This is a genomic window from Streptomyces sp. NPDC052236 (genome assembly GCF_044548015.1).
Classification (GTDB): Bacteria; Actinomycetota; Actinomycetes; order Streptomycetales; family Streptomycetaceae; genus Streptomyces.
The window spans coordinates 21315-37255 of record NZ_JBIUBL010000020.1 but is presented as its reverse complement, the minus strand read 5'-3'; the positions used below and the strand labels follow the sequence as shown (position 1 = coordinate 37255).

The following is a 15941-nucleotide window of genomic DNA, read 5'->3' as shown; positions in this document are numbered from 1 at the left end:
GCATTCAGTTAGGCTCACCTAAGTTAACGTCTGTGAGTTCGTCATGTTCCTTGCGTGAAGCGCACTCTGTGGCTCGGGGGTAGTCCGTGTTGTCCGTCGAGACCCAGGCGACATCCGAAAGCGGTGTCGACGGCACGGCCGCACCCCCGAAGCGCCGGTTCGCGGCGGCGGCGCTGCGTGGCCTGGGCCTCCTGGTGGCGCTCGGCGCGCTGATCCTGATCTCCCTGGTCGGCGTGTGGCTGGGCACCAGGGACATTCCGTTCACCTCGACGTGGCACGTCCTGTGGCACAACGACGGGTCGGAGACCGCGGTCATCATCCACGAGTACCGGATTCCGAGGACCGTGCTCGGCATCCTGGTGGGCATGGCGCTGGGGCTCTCGGGCGCGCTGATGCAGGCGCTGACCCGCAACCCGCTCGCCGACCCCGGGCTGCTCGGTGTGAGCCTGGGCGCCTCGACCGGAGTGGTCCTGGCCATCGCGTTCCTCGGCGTGGGCACGGCCCTCGGCTTTGTGTGGTTCGCCTTTCTCGGTGCGGCGATCGCGTCCGTGGTGGTCTATATGATCGGCTCGTCCGGACGAGCTCCTGCCACCCCCGACCGGCTGGTGGTCGCGGGTGCGGCGGTCACAGCGGTGCTGTACGCCTTCAACTCGGCGGTGCTGCTGCTCAACCCGCGGGCGTTCGACCAGTTCCGGTTCTGGACGGTGGGGTCCCTCGCCGGCCGGAACTTCGACATCGTCTACGTCATCCTGCCGTTCGTCGTGGTGGGTCTCGTGATCGCCCTGGGTCTGGCCCCCTCGCTGAACGCGCTGGCCATGGGCGACCAGGTGGGACGGGCGCTGGGCGTCAACGTCGGCCGGACCCGGGTGCTCGGCGTCATCGCGGTGATGCTGCTGTGCGGCGCCGCCACCGCCGCCGTGGGCCCGATCGGATTCGTCGGCCTCGCGGTGCCGCATGTGGCCCGTTTCGTCGTGGGGCCCGACCAGCGGTGGGTACTGGCGTACTCGATGCTGCTCGCGCCGATTCTGCTGATCGGATCGGACGTCCTGGGCCGGGTGCTGGGCGCCCCCGGCGAGCTCCAGGTAGGCATCGTGACCGCGGTTCTGGGCGCACCTCTGTTCATCGCGCTGTGCCGCCGACGAAAGCTGGTCATGCTGTGAGTCCCGTGGACACCACCCCGGAACCCCGCGTGACCCGCGTGATCAGTGGTCGTGTCGTCCGCTTCCAGGGCGGGCGGGTGTCTCTGCGGATCCAGGGCCGCGCTGTGGCTGTGACGGTGGCGCTGGTGGTCACGCTCGCCACGGTCATGGGGATCAGCCTCACCACCGGTGACTTCGAGCTGTCGATCGGGGAAGTGCTCCAGGCGCTGGTCGGCAAGGGCTCGGGAAGCGCCGACTTCATCGTCAACACCCTGCGTATGCCACGACTGGTGACCGCGCTGTGCGTCGGCGCGGCGCTGGCGGTCAGCGGCGCGATCCTGCAGAGCCTGACCGGCAACTCGCTCGGCAGCCCCGACATCATCGGCTTCACGACAGGCTCGGCGACCGGAGCGCTTGTCGTCATCGTCGTGGTCAACGGCAGCATGACCCAGATCGCCTTCGGGGCACTGGCCGGCGGTCTTGCCACGGCCGCCGCGATCTACCTGCTGGTGTTCAGCGGCGGCCTGCTGGGGTTCCGCCTCGTCGTCATCGGGATCGGTGTGAGCGCCCTGCTGCTCGCCGTCAACTCGTACCTGATCACCAGGGCGACCTGGCAGGAGGCACTGGAGGCCCAGGCGTGGCTGCTCGGCAGCCTGGGCAACCGTGGCTGGGACCACGCGAACGCGATCGCCATCGCGGTCACGATCCTGCTCCCTCCCGCCTTCGGCCTCGCCCGCAGGCTGTCCATGGTCGAAATGGGCGACGACACGGCGACGGCACTGGGCCTCGACGTGGCACGCAGCCGACTGATCCTGCTCGGCATCAGCGTCTCGCTGGCCGCGCTGGCCACCGCGGTGACCGGCCCGATCCTGTTCGTCGCACTGGCGGCCCCACAGATCGCCCGGAGACTGACCCGGTCGTCCGGCCCCGCACTGATCCCGTCCGCCCTCATGGGCGCCGTGCTGCTGGCCGGGAGCGATCTCGCGGTGCAGCGGATCTTCGCACCCACTCTCCTCCCGGTGGGTGCGGCCACCGGCACCATCGGCGGGCTGTATCTCATCTGGCTGCTGATCACCGAGTCGCGAAAGAGCCGCGTATGACACGCACAACACGTATGACACGCACAACAGAAACCGCGGCGGCCCGCTTGCGCGCCGAGGATCTGACACTGTCCTACGACCAGCGGACCGTTGCCACATCCCTCGGCGTGGTCATACCCGACCACTCGTTCACGGTGATCGTCGGACCGAACGCCTGCGGCAAGTCCACCCTGCTCAAGGCACTGGCACGCATGCTCAAGCCCAAGGCGGGAGAGGTCTATCTCGACGGTGCCGCCATCGCGTCCTACCGCTCCCGCGAAGTCGCGCGCAGGCTCGGCCTGCTCCCGCAGTCGTCGACCGCGCCCGGCGGCATCACGGTGGGAGACCTGGTGGCCCGGGGCCGCTATCCGCACCAGCGGTTGCTGAAGCAGTGGTCCGCGGAGGACGAGGCAGCCGTGGCCGGGGCGATGCGGCAGACCGGCGTACTGGACCTCGCCGACCGGCCCGTGGACGACCTCTCCGGCGGCCAGCGGCAACGCGTATGGCTGTCCATGGTGCTGGCACAGCAGACGTCCATCCTGCTGCTGGACGAACCGACCACCTTCCTCGACATCGCCCACCAGGTCGAGGTGCTGGACCTGTGCGCGGATCTTCATGAGCGCAAAGGGCACACGATCGTCGCGGTGCTGCACGACCTCAACCAGGCCTGCCGCTACGCCACCAACCTGGTGGTGATGAGAGCAGGCGGCACGATCGCCGCGGAAGGCGCCCCGGCGACGGTCATGACCGCCGAGCTGATCGAGGATGTGTTCGGCCTGCCCTGCCGGATCATCGACGACCCGGAGACAGGCACTCCGCTGATGGTGCCCGCCGCCCGCAAGCGCCCCGCCATGGCCGGCGACGCGACCTCTTAGCCCAGGGACGGACGCCCATGCTCTGTACGAGGCTGACCAACGCCCACATCATCACCATGGACCCGGACCACCCCGTCGCCCACGACCTCGGTATCTGGCACGGCCGGATCGTGGGCCTGGACGACGCGGTGACCTCACTGCCCGCCCGCAAGGTGATCGACCTCCAGGGCGCGACCGTGCTGCCCGGCTTCATCGACAGCCATGTGCATCTGGCCTGGACGGGTCTGCGGGCGAGTATCCCGAGTGTGGCCCCGTGCAACCGGGTCGACGACGTGCTCCGTGTCGTGGCCGAGGCCGTCGCCCGTAAACCGCACGGCTCCTGGGTGTCCGTCGCGGGCTACGACCAGCGGGGACTTGGCCGCCATCTGACCGCCGCCGAACTGGACAAGGTCAGCGACGGCCGCAAGGTGTTCATGATGCACGACTCGGGACACGCCTGCGTCGTCAACAGCGCCGTCCTGGACCTGCTGCCCGCTCATGTCCCGCACACGGACGGCTATCTCGCCGAGGGTGCCATGGGGGCCGCACGGCAGCTCCGGCTGCCCTACTCCCAGGAAGAGCTGGCGGACGCGATCGCGCGCGCCGCCCGGATCTGCCTCGCGGAGGGAGTGACGGCCTGCGCCGAAGCGGGCATCGGCGTCGGCCTGCTGGGCCACAGCCCGGTCGAGCTCGGGGCCTATCAACTCCTCAGGGAACAGGGGCGGCTGCCCCTGCGCGTACAGCTCATGGTGTCCGCGGACACACTGCACCCGGTCGGCTCGCACGAAGACGACCGCATACCGCGGGGCCTCGACCTCGGCCTGCGCAGCGGATTCGGCGACGACTGGCTCTCCGTAGGCGCGCTCAAGATCTGGACCGACGGCGGCATGATGGCCCGCACCGCCGCGCTGAGCAGCCCGTACGTAGGCATGGACCACACCGGGGAGCTACAGCACGACCCGGACGTCCTCACGGACACCATCGTGGACGGCCACCTCGCCGGCTGGCAGCTCGCCGTCCACGCCATCGGTGACCGCGCCGCCGACGTCGCGCTGGACGCCCTGGAGCGGGCACAGCGGACGCGTCCGCGCCCGGACGCACGCCACCGCATCGAGCACGCGGGCCTGATCCGGCCCGACCAGCTGCCCCGCCTCGCGCGACTCGGCGCGATCGCGGTGATCCAGCCGAACTTCCTGCGGTACTTCGGCGACGACTACGCGTCGATCATGGGCGAGGAGAGGGCCCCTTGGCTGTACCGGGGCAAGGGGTTCCTGGACCACGGCATCACACTGGTCAGCAGCTCCGACCGGCCCGTCACGGACGGATCGCCGCTGCGGGCCATCCAGTTCCTGGTCGAGCGCGCCTCCGAGTCGGGCCAGGTGATCGGCCCGGACGAGGGTGTCACGGTGGATGAGGCCCTGCGCTCGTACACCCTCGGCGGTGCGTACGCCTGCCGCTGGGACGCCGTCGCAGGCAGCCTGACCCCGGGCAAGCGCGCCGATCTGGTGGTGCTGGGAGACGACCCGCGGCGCGTCAGCACCTCACGCATCGGCGACATCGAAGTGGTCTCGACGTTTGTCGACGGCCGGGAATCCGAAGGGACGACGACACGATGAGCACATACGACATCGAGCGCTATGCGGCTCTGTGGCGGACATCCTCGGAGCAGCGATGGGTCATCTGGACCACCGCCGAGGAGACCATGGTCTTCGACAGGCAGATCAACTGCCCCGAGGACGTGGACGAACCGGTCCTGAGCGAGGTCGTGGGCAGAATGCGCGAGGCAGGAGTGCCGGAGACCGAGGAGTATCCGGGCCGTCCCTGCGGCCACGGCGGCTCCGGCTCCGGCCTCTGGTGACACGACTGCAGGTCGGTACGGATCCACTGCCGGCGCCCTGGCAAGGCGGGGCGGGGCCCCGCCTGTGGTCCGTACGCGTGAGTGAGTACGCACGGCGGGCCGCCGCCGACGAGTGGTTGCTCGACGGCGACGAACGGGGGCGGGTCCGGACCTTCGTACGGGAGGCCGACCGTGACCGGTACCGCGTCGCGCATGTGGTGCTGCGACGCCTGCTCGGCGCGTATCTGGCCCGGGACCCGGAAGCTGTCGAGCTGATGCGCGAGGCGTGCCCGGGGTGCGGCGGTGCGCACGGCCGTCCGGCCGTGGCGGGCGCACCCCTGCACTTCTCTCTGTCGCACTCCGGCGATTTCGCCCTCTTCGCCTTCGCGGACACCCCGGTCGGTATCGATGTCGAGAGCGAGCCGTCCGCTGCCGTAGCGGCCGAAGTCGCGAACATGCTGCACCCGGCGGAGCGAGCCGAGCTGGCCGCCCTGCCTCTCGCCGCCCGGCCGGCCGCGTTCGCCCGCTGCTGGGCGCGCAAGGAGGCGTACCTCAAGGGCATTGGCATCGGCCTTGCCGAGGACCCCTCGATCACATACGTCGGCGCCGGTCCCGATGCGGGGGTGCTGACCGGCTGGTCACTGGCCGATGTCTCTGTTGCCCCGGGCTACGCGGCGGCCTGCGCACTGCGCACCGCCTGACGCGATTTGGCAAGTGACTTAGGTAAGGCTAACCTTTCCTCGTTTGGGTGAATCGGTAGGGACAGAGGAAAGAGAACCCCTTGAGCACGGCCGCCTCGCGCCTCGGCACGCTATTGCCGCGCGCCACGACAACCCTGCCTGCCTTGCTGCCTGTACGGGCGGCGCGCCGCGGGGATGCCACAGCCCTCGCGGCCCTGTCCCGGCCGTTCGTACGCTCGGGAGAGCTGCGCGAGCGATCCCTTTCCCGCTACGCCTCGGACGCGACCGACTTCCTCGTCGTGGAAGCCTGCGACGGCGCCCTCGCCGGCTGCCTGGGTCTGCGCGTACACCCCGCCGACCCGGCCCGCGGCGGCGGGCCCACGGGCGTCCTGTACAACTTCTGCGTCGCGCCGCGCAGGCAGGGCCGCGGTGTGGGAGCGCAGCTCCTGCGCGCGGCGCTGGACCGGGCGACCGCCCAATCGCTGGACGCCCTGTTCACGGCGACGACCGGTGGCGGCGGCCTTTTTCTCCGCTACGGTTTCGCGCCGGCCCGTGCGGGACTGGCTCCGGCGGCCTGGGCGAACTCGCTGGACCCGCGGCGTAATTCGCGGGTGCTGGCCTGGCACTCGGTATAGCGGTCCGTCGCGGCGGTCCGTCAGGACACCACAGTGGTGCCGACGTGCTCGCCGGCGCCGCCGAACACCCCCAGCCGCAGCGCGTGCGGCACCCGGCCGTCCAGTACGTGTGCCATGGGCACGCCCGACTGGACGGCCCGCAGGCACGCCTCCATCTTGGGGAGCATCCCGCCCGCCAACTGCGGCAACAGCTCCTTCAGCTCACCCGCCGTCAGGCGGTCGATCACCTCGGTGCTGTGCGGCCAGTCGGCGTACAACCCCTCGACATCGGTGAGCATCACCAGCTTCTCCGCGCCGAGAGCCACCGCGATGGCCGCCGCCGCGAGATCGGCGTTGACGTTGTAGACCTGCCCGTCCGTGCCGCGGGCCACGGGGGAGACCACCGGGATACGGCCCTGCTCCAGCAGGGCGTGCACGGTGTCCGGGTTCACGTCGACGATGTCGCCGACCTGCCCGATGTCCACCGGCTCACCGTCCACCCAGGCCGGCCGCCGTACGGCCGTCATGGTGTGCGCGTCCTCGCCCGACATCCCCACCGCGAACGGCCCGTGGCTGTTGATGAGTCCGACCAGCTCCGGCTGGACCCGGCCGGTCAGCACCATCCGGACCACGTCCATGACTTCGGGGGTGGTCACCCGTAGCCCGGCCTCGAAGCGGACCTCCAGGGCGAGCCGGTCAAGCAGCGCGCTGATCTGCGGACCGCCACCGTGTACGACGACGGGGCGCAGCCCCGCGTGCCACAGCGCCACCACATCCTGGGCGAACGTCCGCTTCAGGTCCTCGTTCACCATGGCGTTGCCGCCGAACTTGATGACGACCCTCCGGCCCCGGAACTTCCCCAGCGCGTCAGGCACCGCGCGCTCTGCTGATGAGGAGATCGCGCAACAGTCCGTCGGTGGTGGACACGACGCCACTGCGCGCGGCCCAGCGCAGCGCGAGGGTGTGTTCCTCGGCGGAGAAGTCCGCCACCGCGTCGGCGACGACGAAGGGCTGGATGTCGTTCATGAAGGCGTCCGCCGCCGTCAGCAGGACGCCGAGATGGGCGTACACACCACAGACGATCAACTGGTCGCGGCCGGCGGAGCGCAGCAGTCTGCCGAGATGGCTGCGGAGGAAGGCGTTGTGGCGGACGTTGGCCAGCAGATGTTCGCCGGGCCGGGGAGCGAGCACCGGGATGATCGCGGCGCCGTCGGCCTCATGGCCGATACCGGGCCCCCATATGTCGGCCAGCAGCCCGCGCTGGCTGGGCAGCTGAGCGGCCGGTTCGGCGCTGAAGATGACCGGCATGCCGAGCGTGGCCGCGAGTTCGCGCAGGGCGGCGATGTTTTCGACGAGCTCCACCACTGGGGAGAGTCCCGCCGGAAAGCCCTGGATGAAGTGGTTCTGCATGTCATGGATCAACAGCGCGGCGCGTGCCGGATCGATTGTCCAGGGAACGCGCGAGGGAAGGATCGCGGAGTGGTGCGGCATGGGATAGGAGTGGATGACCGGTAAATCCACGGTGAGCTCCTGCCTGATGGCGTGTCGATGGCAGCCCAGTCAGGCCTACAGGCGTATGGCCTCAGCACCATGATCGGGTAGTTAGCTTAGCCTAGCCTAAGCGGCGCGTCGGCAGTCGGCGCCCCTGTGGGCGCCGACCGCTCACGCGGGGTCCTTCTCCAGCCCTTCGAGGACGCGGTTCGCGATCTGGGCGAGCGTGTCGAGCTCTTTCGCGCTGAGAGGGTCGATGAACAGGCGGCGGACTGCTTCGACGTGGCGGGGGGCCGCGGTCGCGATGGCCTCACGGCCGGCGGGAGTGATGGCGATGAACGCCACCCGGCCGTCCTCGGGGCATTCCTCGCGGACGACCAGACCGCGCTTGGCCATGCGGTTGATGTGGTGGGACATCCGGCTCTTTTCCCATTCCACCGCCTTGGCGAGCTCCAGGACGCGCAGCCGGCCCTCGGGCACTTCGGTGAGGTGGACGAGCACCCCGTAGTCGGCGGAGGACAGGCCGGACTCGGCCTGCAGCTCACGAGCCAGCCGGCCGGTGAGCTTGTCCTGCATCCGGACGAAGCTGCGCCATGCGTGCTGCTCCGTCGCGGTGAGCCAACTTGATGTCTCAGTCATACGTATCAGTATAGCGAGTGGTTGACGCGTCACCCATTGGCGGCAAGGCGGAGACCAGCGGCTGCCGGGTAGGTCCGGCACGTCTCGCAGACGGTGACGATCCAGGTGCGGTGCTGGTCGCCACGGAAGCGGGGCCTGCCGCTTGCGCCGCACTGTTCGCAGATGTGCTCGGAGGCGACTTGTGCCGCGTCGGTGAGGGCGCAGGCCTTGTCCGCGAAGTCGCCGTCGTACTCGCCGTCCTGGTCGAAGCGATCGGCGACAAGGATGCGCAGACTTCCCAGGCTCGTGCTGAAGGAGTCGAGCTGGTAGTCGGCGTCGAGGGCCAGGAGGTCGCGGTGGAGCTGATCGAGCAGGGCGGCCCAGCCGGGCCCGACGGTGGGGGCCCAGGCGGGAATCTGTCGGTCCTGGTCTGCGGGGATGCGGCTGAAGTCCGTCATGGACTCCATCCTGCCGGGTGGGTCTGACAACGCTCCTCGTACGGGACGCGCGTCTTGCTGTCGTGCGCGTCCCGTACGACGGCACCGCTCACCTGGCCCAGCTGTACGAGGCGCACGCCTGCCGTTGTCAGCGGCAGAGGGCGTCGGGGTCCGGGCGCCTGCGTTGTCCCTCGGGAGTGAAGGTGAACGTTGCAGGGAAGAGCCCGCCTCCGAAGCGCACGGCAAGCAGGAGGGGTTCCTCATGCTCGGGTGGCCACGATGACTCGGCGTCCGGAGCGCTGCCGTTCCACAGATGGAAGAACACCATCGGTTCCTGCGCGTCTTCGCTCAGGTAGCCGAGCGTCTTGCCGTAGCGGGGGTTGGTGCCTCCGATCAGGATGGATGGGGTGCCGAACTCGGCGGTGACGTCGGCCCACACGCGGTCCTCACCCGCCCACGGACGCGCTCTGTCCCGCAGCGCGTGGTAGTTGTCAGCCGTAAGAACACGGTCGGGTACGAGCCAGCCGCGACGGTGGGCGAACTCGGAATAGACCGAGGCCATGCCGAACTCGTAGGAACCGCCTGGGATCAGATCCCAGAACGCGCCCGTCACACCGGTACTGGTCCAAGCCCCGCGGTCTTCCAACGCACTTTGCTGCTCGGTCCACGCGTCGGGCTCGTTCTCCACGAACAGCAGATGGGCTATCAGCGTCCGCAGCGCCCCCTCATTTCCGTACATCCCGGGGCGGCGCAGGGCGGGGTTCAGCTCTTCGATGAAATAGGCACGTATTTCATCGGCCGTCGCGAGTGATCTGGTGAGGGGCACATTACGAGTCTCCCGCATGGGCCTGCCTGCCAAGGAGCAATGCTCCTGCTCCGACGGGGGATACGTAGTCACGGACGGCTGGCAATGCGGTCACCGGCGGTGAACTGGGTGAGAGTGGGGAAGGCGGCGGTGTCGATGGTCTCGGAGTGCTCGTACTGATCCAGTCCCATCGTGAAGAGTCGGCGGCGGTACTGCCATTTGATGAGTTTGTCCGTGCGGGCGGGGTCGGTCGGCTTCATGAGGGCGAGGAAGAACAGGGACTTGATGAGCAGAAACTCCGCCAAGTGCTCGCTCACCGGTCGGCCCGTGGCACGGACGGACGCCTGGTCCAGCGCGGCGAGGTAGCGGGAACGCTGGGCAGGGCCGGCGGTGTAGCCCTTGCTGCCGCCTTTGAACGCGATGATGTCCAGCGCCGGGACGACGTCGTACCCGAGCGGGGCCAGGCCGTGGTGCTGCCAGTCGATGATCCCCGCGGGGAATGCGTTCGGCAGCCCGTAGTCGTAGTGCGCCCATACCAGCGGGGCCGACTCCAGCCGGTCCAGGACGCGGCCGGTCAGCGCGCGTACGCGCGGGGTGTCGAGGTCGGGATTCTCGGCGAACACGTTGGCGGTGAACCCGGCCCGTCGTGGCCACTCCCGCAGCACACCGGCTGAGGCGGGGTGCGGATGGGCAGCCTGAGCGACAAGCAGCCGGGCAGCGATCGCGGCTGCGCCGCTGACCACCTCCTCGGCCAGGACGGCGCTCTGCCCGCCCGTGGCGGCGACGGCGGTGTCGTGCAGCGAAGCGTTCCCCATGGATTCCTCGACGAAGTACGACTTGTCGTCCTCGGTTCCGTCGTCCACGACGCGGGGCACGGGGTAGCCGAGCTCGGCGATCCGGCGGTGGAATGCGGCCTCCTCGCGCAGCTCAGCGCCGCCGGTCCGTTTGAAGAATTTCCCGTCCGCCGAGCGCCACACCGCTCCATCGGCAGCAGTGCGGTTCTTGATGAACTCCCACAGGTTCTCGCTCATACCAACGCGCTCCCTCAGTCGTACTGCGCCTTGTCGTTCTCCCAGTGCGCCATCACAGACGCTGTGGCTTCGGCGAGCCGGTGAGACGTTCGATGGCCGGGGAGTCGCCCCGATCGGCGGCAGCACATCGCCTAATCTGTCGGAACTGACGTCTCATCACGAAAGGGGACAACATCGTGCCTTCTCGACTCAACCCATACATCAGCTTCGACGGCGACGCCCGGCAAGCCATGGAGTTTTACAAGGAAGTCTTCGGCGGCACCCTGAGGGTGAACACATTCGGTGACTTCGGCCAGAAGGAGGCCGGAGACGCCGCCGACAAGATCATGCACAGCATGCTCGAGACCGACAGTGGCTTCACGCTCATGGGTGCCGACACCCCGCCGGGAATGGAGCACAAGCCCGGGAACAACATCTCAGTGAGCGTGAGCGGGGAGGACGCCGGCGAACTGCGTGGCTACTGGGACAAACTCTGCCAGGGCGGCACGGTCTCGGTCCCGCTGGAGAAGCAGATGTGGGGCGACGTCTTCGGCATGTGTACGGACCGCTTCGGCATTACCTGGATGGTCAATATCACCGAGCAGAAGGCCTGAGCGGGCAGCGCCTTGGCCAAGGGCACCCAGGTCCCGCGCGGGGGTGATCTGCCCGGTCCAGGACCTGGCCGGTAAGAGAGCGTACGTCTTTCACGGCACGGTCACCGGCAGTGATCCGGCTACGGCTCCGCACGACCTGGACAGGAGAAAGAAGGACGCCGAGGCCCGAGGCCGCCAATGAACTCTGCGGACGCGAAGAGCTCCGGCGTCAGGTGTATGCCCGTGACGCGGTGGGCGAGGGCGAAGGCGGCGAGGAACTGTTCGCCGCAGTCCAGGTCGTCGGACCCGCTGAGGTCGAAGCCGGATTCCCGCATCTCGGTGAGGAGCCCATCCGGGTGGCTGCCGTCGCGGTCGTCGGGCCAGGCCTGGTCGAAATCCAGGAGTATGGCGCCGTCGCGGTACCAGCAGAAGCGGCACGCCCCAGCGATGCCGTGGTGGTTCGAGACCACCGTGCGTCCGCGAGAGAGGGGGAGCATGGCCTCATCCGTGGCGCCCAGATAGCCGTCGGGCTCGAACATCAGCGACCAGCCACCGAGGGAGGAGGCCCCCGCGAACTCCCGGTGGTGGTGGAGCAGTGCGTCCTGTGACGGCTTGATCAGTCCGTCCACGCCGGTGATCCGCATTCCGAACTCGACTCCGAGGGCCTGGAGCAGCTCCTCGGGGGTAAGCCCTTGGACGAGCGTGATGCAGTACTCCTCGTACTGGCCTTGCTCCCGGATCCACACATAATCGGCGGCGGTAGTTGTGTCAGCCATGGACGCAGCATGGCAGCCGCCACTGACAGTGCCCGCCCTCGGAGATAATTGCCTCCCCCAGCTCTGGTCCGCCCGGTGACACCCGGTGTGATCACGGCGGACTGGCGGTACGACCTGTCCTGCGCGGGCCGGTTCCAAACAAGCGTGTCACGCACGCTGAGAACGGTCAGGTCACCACGGCTTGTCGGTTTCAACTACCGTGTCACGGCTCAGCGCGGCCGCAGTCAGCTGGGGCTTTCCTGATGTGCGGCGGCTCAGGGGGACTTCGCGCGGTTGCGCACCTAGCTCTTGACGGGGGCGTGGCGCGAGCATCAGGGCGTGGACAACTTCAACGAGCCGTACCTCTCGCACAAGACACATCTTCCCTTTCCCTACGACCAGGATTTGTCCCAGGTCCTGCGTCACCTCAGCCGGATCACCGCCGCGGGCCGGAAAAAGCTCGCGAACAGTCTGAGCACCGCCGGCTATTTGGCCGCGGGCATGCGGCTGATCCAACAGCACCTGGGTCCCGGCGCGGTACGTGACGCCGCCGCCGCGCGGAATCGGCACTGTCTCGAACGCCCCCTGCTGGGCTTCCTGTCCCAGCGGGCGGTCGCGGCGGCAGTCGCCGACAATCCCGCCCCGTTTGCCCATCGGGGCGGTGTCCCGAGGTTGCGGACTACGTGGCGGTCGCAGTCGGATTTCGTTGCCGATCTGATCAACTTCGCCATGTGGCCGGCGAACTACCACCCCGGATATATGGAGCAGAGGGCGGTCAACACCAAGCGACTCGTGGCGGCAGGGGACTTCGTGCGGGCCGTCCATGAAACGGCCTGCCAGCACACCGCTGAGAGCGCCCGCATGCCCTCCGTTCGGCTCAGCCTTGCCCTGATGGTGCTCGCCGACGGGGACGACGCGGTCCAGGGGGCCCTCACGGAGACGTACCAGAAATACCTCTCTTCCTGGAAGCAGGTCTACGCCGATGTCCTCCAGGCACGCGGCCTGCGGCTACGGCCGGGGCTCGGCCTCGACGACCTCGCCGACGCCCTGTCCGCCGCCACGGATGGCGTGATCCTGCGTTCCATCGGCGATCCCCGCGCCGGGGTCGTCGACCAGGATCAGCAGCGTTCCCTGATGGGCACGGTCGCTCTCGCGGTGATCTACGGGTTCCTTGAGCGGGCCGAGGACGCGGACGGCCTCACCCTGGAGCAAGCCGTCAACGCGATGGTGGGCCAATGACGTCCATCGACCGCACCCCCGCAGAACCCAGTACCCACACGCGTGTTCTCGGATGGCTCACGGCCGCTACCGGCCTGCTGTCCGTCATCGCCGCGGTCATCCTGGCGCTCACCGGCCATGCCGAAGCAGCGGCGGCTGTCGGAGTCTCCGGCGGTGCCGTCGCCGGCGGCACCCAGGTGACGGTCAACATCCGCCGATGAGGCGCTCGGCTCCGATGCGCTGCGTCAGGCGTGCTGCAGGCGATCGGCCAGTCCCGCCGCGGTGAAGGCGGCCACCAGGTCGGTGCGGCCCTCGGTGAAGTGGGCCCAGCTGTCGCAGTGCGCGAGGACGACTCTGCGTGCGCCGAGGATCTTGGCCGCTTCGGCGGCCTGGGCGCTGTCGAGCACGATCAGCGCGCCGTCGAAGAGGATGGGGAAGCGGGGAGCCCCGGCGAAAAGGACGGCGGTGTCCATCGGGCCGAACCGCTCGGCTATCTGCCTGACCGCGTCGAGCGAGGCGTTGTCGCCGCTGACGTAGACCGCGGGGAGGCCCTCCCCGGTCAGGACGAAGCCGACGACCTGGCCGGTGATCGGCTCGACCTCCTCGCGCGTCCCGGGACCGTGGATGGCGGGCACGCCCGTCACGGTCACCGTGCCGCCGTCGGGACGGTCCAGCTCGATGGACTCCCAGTCCTCAAGACCCTTGGCTCCCTCACCCAGGCGGCCCGCGCCGCCGGGGGTGGTGAGGGTGAGCGGGACGTCGGCGAGCAGGGCCCGGCCGGAGTTGTCGAGATTGTCGGGGTGCTCGTCGTGCGAGAGCAGGACCACGTCGATGCGGCCGAGGCCCGCCGGGTCGATGGAGGAGGGTGCCGTCTTGGTCAGGACCGCGCCGGGCACCGGGTAGTCGCCGGGTGCGTCGAAGGTGGGGTCGGTCAGGAAGCGCAGACCGCCGTACTCGAAGAGGGCGGTCGGGCCACCGAGGACGCGGACGGGGATCTGCTCGTTGATCGTGTCGTTGGTCGTGCCGGCAGCAGACATGAAAGAGAGCACCTCACGGATGGAGATCGGTTTATCCGTGAGAGACGGTAGTTCGTTCTCACGGATAAGCGCAAGCCGTACCATGAGGGCCATGAAGGAGACCGCGACCGCCGAGCCCGCCCTGCCGCCCGCGCCGGGCGCGGAGCAGTACCCCGCCCTCGACTTCGCCAACAGCGCCATCGCCCTGCCCGGCGGCCAGTTCCTCGACCTCCTCGGCACCCCCGCCGCCGCCAACCAGTGGCTCACCGAACGTGATCTCGCCCCGGCGGACGCCGGAGTGCGGGAGATGTGCGCGGCACAGTTGCGGACGCTGCGCGAACAGATCCGCGCCCTGCTCGCCTCTCGGGTCGACGGGTGCCCCGCCCCGCCGAGCGCTCTTGCCGCGGTCAACGACGCACTGACCCTGGCTCCCGCGGCCTCCCTGCTGCACTGGGATCCCACCCGCGGCATGTACCGCGCCGCCTCGCACCCCATCACCCAGATCCTCGAACACGCCCTGGCGACCCTCGCCGCCGACGCCGCCGGCCTGCTCACCGGCCCCGACGCCGAACGCCTCACAGCCTGCGCCTCCACCCCGTGCAACCGCTACCTGCTGCGCCATGGCCGCCGCCACTGGTGCTCCACCCGCTGCGGCGACCGCGCCCGCGCCGCCCGCGCCTATGCCCGACGTACTCAGTCCACAGTGGACTGAGATACGCCGGGCGTGTTGGGGGAACCGGTTCCAGTACGCGGCTCTCGCCCACCCCGGCCAGGTGGCCCCACCGGACCCGGTGGGTACGCTCAGGGTTCCTGAGCACTGCGAGCGAAGGCGGTAGACGTGGGGTTCTTCCGGCGAGGGCCGAAGCGTGACGGACGCGATGCGCCCCGGGACGCCGGGTTCCCCTTCTTCTCGGGCGACGAGGGCGCGCGGTTCCGCTCCCAGGTGCGGGAGGCGTTCGCCGAACACGGCCTGGAAGTGGATGTCTACGCCGATGTGGTCTCCGACAGCGACGGCCGCCAGTTCGGTCTCGCCAACCTCGCCGCCGTCTGCCACAACGACCAGCGCGGGCCGCGCACCTGGCCCGAAGTGGTCCGCCAGCACGTCGGCATGGTGCTGCGCACCATGGCGGCGCCCTCCGCGCTGGACACTCTGCCGACCGAGCAGATCCGCGCCCAGATCTACCCCCGGGTCGTCGGCGCCGACGGACTCAACCCGGAGAACTTCACCTACGCGCGCGACGTGGCCCCCGGCCTGTACGAGATCCTCGCGCTCGACCTCCCGGAGAGCGTCATGATGCTCACCGACGAGGCGCTGGAACCGCTCGGCGACCTGCCGTATCTGCGCGACCAGGCCCTCTACAACCTCCGCGGCCTGCCCCTCGAAGGCCATGAGACCGTCAAGGACTCCGGAGGCATGCGTTTCGAGGTGCTCCTCGGCGACTCCTTCTACACCGCCAGCCGCGTCCTGGCGCTGGAATCCGTCGTACGGCAGGTCACCGGGGAGCAGCTGACCTCCGACGGCGCGCTGGTGGCGATACCCTTCCGCCACCAGCTCGCCTTCCACGCCATCCACGACACCGGCATGGTCTCCGCGCTCAACGCCATGGCCTCCTTCGCGGCCTCCGGGTACGCCGACACTCCCGGCGCCATCAGCCCGTACGTCTACTGGTGGCGCGAGGGCACCCTCACCCAGCTCAGCGACCGCGACGAGGACGGCGACGGGCTGCGGCTCGTCGTCGGCGACGACTTTCAGGAGCTGCTGGAGCGGCTGGTGGCCGAGGACGACGACGCCTGA

General features: G+C 69.2%; 20 protein-coding genes. 12 read left to right on the top strand and 8 right to left on the bottom strand.

Annotated features, from left to right (window positions below):
- Positions 1–89 precede the first annotated feature (89 nt).
- The 7 genes from ACIHCQ_RS28730 (at position 90) to ACIHCQ_RS28700 (ending at position 6224) form a co-directional block, all read left to right on the top strand.
- Entirely contained in the window at positions 90–1160 is a 1071-nt protein-coding gene (locus ACIHCQ_RS28730; protein ID WP_399668392.1) for a FecCD family ABC transporter permease, read from the top strand.
- A gap of 5 nt (positions 1161–1165) precedes the next feature.
- Positions 1166–2239, top strand: coding sequence for a FecCD family ABC transporter permease (locus ACIHCQ_RS28725; RefSeq protein ID WP_399668389.1), 1074 nt, complete (start codon positions 1166–1168; stop codon positions 2237–2239).
- Between the two features lie 14 nt (positions 2240–2253).
- Positions 2254–3093 carry an ABC transporter ATP-binding protein gene (locus tag ACIHCQ_RS28720; RefSeq protein ID WP_399668385.1) on the top strand — a complete coding sequence of 280 codons (840 nt, stop codon included), beginning with the start codon at positions 2254–2256 and terminating at the stop codon, positions 3091–3093.
- A 17-nt stretch (positions 3094–3110) separates the two neighbouring features.
- Positions 3111–4688, top strand: coding sequence for an amidohydrolase (locus ACIHCQ_RS28715; RefSeq protein WP_399668382.1), 1578 nt, complete (start codon positions 3111–3113; stop codon positions 4686–4688).
- Complete coding sequence (locus ACIHCQ_RS28710) at positions 4685–4930, top strand: hypothetical protein (protein WP_399668379.1); 246 nt, start codon at positions 4685–4687, stop codon at positions 4928–4930. Before ACIHCQ_RS28715 ends, ACIHCQ_RS28710 begins: the two co-directional genes overlap by 4 nt.
- Before the next feature lie 77 nt (positions 4931–5007).
- The gene (locus tag ACIHCQ_RS28705; protein ID WP_399668376.1) at positions 5008–5610 is read left to right on the top strand and encodes a 4'-phosphopantetheinyl transferase family protein; all 603 of its coding nucleotides are present in this window, start codon (positions 5008–5010) and stop codon (positions 5608–5610) included.
- Positions 5611–5690: 80 nt separating this feature from the next.
- On the top strand, positions 5691–6224 hold the full coding sequence (locus ACIHCQ_RS28700) for a GNAT family N-acetyltransferase (RefSeq protein WP_399668373.1): 534 nt from the start codon (positions 5691–5693) through the stop codon (positions 6222–6224).
- Positions 6225–6244: 20 nt separating this feature from the next.
- On the opposite strand, the gene argB is transcribed toward ACIHCQ_RS28700, so the two are convergent.
- The 6 genes from argB to ACIHCQ_RS28670 all read right to left on the bottom strand — a co-directional run bounded on the left by argB (position 6245) and on the right by ACIHCQ_RS28670 (position 10585).
- Entirely contained in the window at positions 6245–7015 is a 771-nt protein-coding gene (gene argB, locus ACIHCQ_RS28695; protein WP_399668716.1) for an acetylglutamate kinase, read from the bottom strand.
- Positions 7016–7070: 55 nt separating this feature from the next.
- Complete coding sequence (locus ACIHCQ_RS28690; RefSeq protein ID WP_399668370.1) at positions 7071–7724, bottom strand: isochorismatase family protein; 654 nt, start codon at positions 7722–7724, stop codon at positions 7071–7073.
- Between the two features lie 141 nt (positions 7725–7865).
- Complete coding sequence (locus tag ACIHCQ_RS28685; RefSeq protein WP_399668367.1) at positions 7866–8333, bottom strand: MarR family winged helix-turn-helix transcriptional regulator; 468 nt, start codon at positions 8331–8333, stop codon at positions 7866–7868.
- A 29-nt stretch (positions 8334–8362) separates the two neighbouring features.
- On the bottom strand, positions 8363–8770 hold the full coding sequence (locus tag ACIHCQ_RS28680; protein ID WP_399668364.1) for a hypothetical protein: 408 nt from the start codon (positions 8768–8770) through the stop codon (positions 8363–8365).
- Between the two features lie 127 nt (positions 8771–8897).
- Positions 8898–9575, bottom strand: a complete 678-nt coding sequence (locus ACIHCQ_RS28675; protein WP_399668361.1) for a hypothetical protein — start codon at positions 9573–9575, stop codon at positions 8898–8900.
- Between the two features lie 68 nt (positions 9576–9643).
- Positions 9644–10585, bottom strand: a complete 942-nt coding sequence (locus ACIHCQ_RS28670) for a phosphotransferase (RefSeq protein WP_399668358.1) — start codon at positions 10583–10585, stop codon at positions 9644–9646.
- 176 nt (positions 10586–10761) lie between these two features.
- Between ACIHCQ_RS28670 and ACIHCQ_RS28665 the strand changes: the two genes are divergently transcribed.
- The gene (locus tag ACIHCQ_RS28665) at positions 10762–11178 is read left to right on the top strand and encodes a VOC family protein (RefSeq protein ID WP_399668355.1); all 417 of its coding nucleotides are present in this window, start codon (positions 10762–10764) and stop codon (positions 11176–11178) included.
- Positions 11179–11297: 119 nt separating this feature from the next.
- Here the strand turns inward: ACIHCQ_RS28665 and ACIHCQ_RS28660 are convergent, their stop codons facing one another.
- On the bottom strand, positions 11298–11933 hold the full coding sequence (locus ACIHCQ_RS28660) for a DUF6461 domain-containing protein (RefSeq protein WP_399668352.1): 636 nt from the start codon (positions 11931–11933) through the stop codon (positions 11298–11300).
- A 318-nt stretch (positions 11934–12251) separates the two neighbouring features.
- Between ACIHCQ_RS28660 and ACIHCQ_RS28655 the strand changes: the two genes are divergently transcribed.
- Both ACIHCQ_RS28655 and ACIHCQ_RS28650 read left to right on the top strand, forming a co-directional pair.
- The gene (locus tag ACIHCQ_RS28655) at positions 12252–13151 is read left to right on the top strand and encodes a hypothetical protein (protein ID WP_399668350.1); all 900 of its coding nucleotides are present in this window, start codon (positions 12252–12254) and stop codon (positions 13149–13151) included.
- A complete protein-coding gene (locus ACIHCQ_RS28650; RefSeq protein ID WP_399668347.1) occupies positions 13148–13351 on the top strand; it encodes a hypothetical protein in 204 nt (67 codons plus the stop codon). The genes ACIHCQ_RS28655 and ACIHCQ_RS28650 overlap by 4 nt, the downstream gene beginning before the upstream one ends.
- Positions 13352–13375: 24 nt before the next feature.
- On the opposite strand, the gene ACIHCQ_RS28645 is transcribed toward ACIHCQ_RS28650, so the two are convergent.
- Positions 13376–14167, bottom strand: coding sequence for an MBL fold metallo-hydrolase (locus ACIHCQ_RS28645; protein ID WP_399668344.1), 792 nt, complete (start codon positions 14165–14167; stop codon positions 13376–13378).
- A 91-nt stretch (positions 14168–14258) separates the two neighbouring features.
- Here ACIHCQ_RS28645 and ACIHCQ_RS28640 point away from each other — a divergent pair, with 91 nt between their 5' ends.
- Positions 14259–14858 carry a CGNR zinc finger domain-containing protein gene (locus ACIHCQ_RS28640; RefSeq protein ID WP_399668341.1) on the top strand — a complete coding sequence of 200 codons (600 nt, stop codon included), beginning with the start codon at positions 14259–14261 and terminating at the stop codon, positions 14856–14858.
- A gap of 126 nt (positions 14859–14984) precedes the next feature.
- Positions 14985–15941, top strand: a complete 957-nt coding sequence (locus tag ACIHCQ_RS28635; RefSeq protein ID WP_399668338.1) for a hypothetical protein — start codon at positions 14985–14987, stop codon at positions 15939–15941.

Excerpts from the sequence above, each read along its gene's own strand:
- ACIHCQ_RS28660 (WP_399668352.1), bottom strand. The coding sequence starts at position 11,933 with ATGGCTGACACAACTACCGCCGCCGATTATGTGTGGATCCGGGAGCAA.
- ACIHCQ_RS28710 (WP_399668379.1), top strand. The coding sequence starts at position 4,685 with ATGAGCACATACGACATCGAGCGCTATGCGGCTCTGTGGCGGACATCC.
- ACIHCQ_RS28645 (WP_399668344.1), bottom strand. The coding sequence starts at position 14,167 with ATGTCTGCTGCCGGCACGACCAACGACACGATCAACGAGCAGATCCCC.
- argB (WP_399668716.1), bottom strand. The coding sequence starts at position 7,015 with ATGGTGAACGAGGACCTGAAGCGGACGTTCGCCCAGGATGTGGTGGCG.
- ACIHCQ_RS28680 (WP_399668364.1), bottom strand. The coding sequence starts at position 8,770 with ATGACGGACTTCAGCCGCATCCCCGCAGACCAGGACCGACAGATTCCC.
- ACIHCQ_RS28650 (WP_399668347.1), top strand. The coding sequence starts at position 13,148 with ATGACGTCCATCGACCGCACCCCCGCAGAACCCAGTACCCACACGCGT.
- ACIHCQ_RS28670 (WP_399668358.1), bottom strand. The coding sequence starts at position 10,585 with ATGAGCGAGAACCTGTGGGAGTTCATCAAGAACCGCACTGCTGCCGAT.
- ACIHCQ_RS28685 (WP_399668367.1), bottom strand. The coding sequence starts at position 8,333 with ATGACTGAGACATCAAGTTGGCTCACCGCGACGGAGCAGCACGCATGG.
- ACIHCQ_RS28640 (WP_399668341.1), top strand. The coding sequence starts at position 14,259 with ATGAAGGAGACCGCGACCGCCGAGCCCGCCCTGCCGCCCGCGCCGGGC.
- ACIHCQ_RS28715 (WP_399668382.1), top strand. The coding sequence starts at position 3,111 with ATGCTCTGTACGAGGCTGACCAACGCCCACATCATCACCATGGACCCG.
- ACIHCQ_RS28720 (WP_399668385.1), top strand. The coding sequence starts at position 2,254 with ATGACACGCACAACAGAAACCGCGGCGGCCCGCTTGCGCGCCGAGGAT.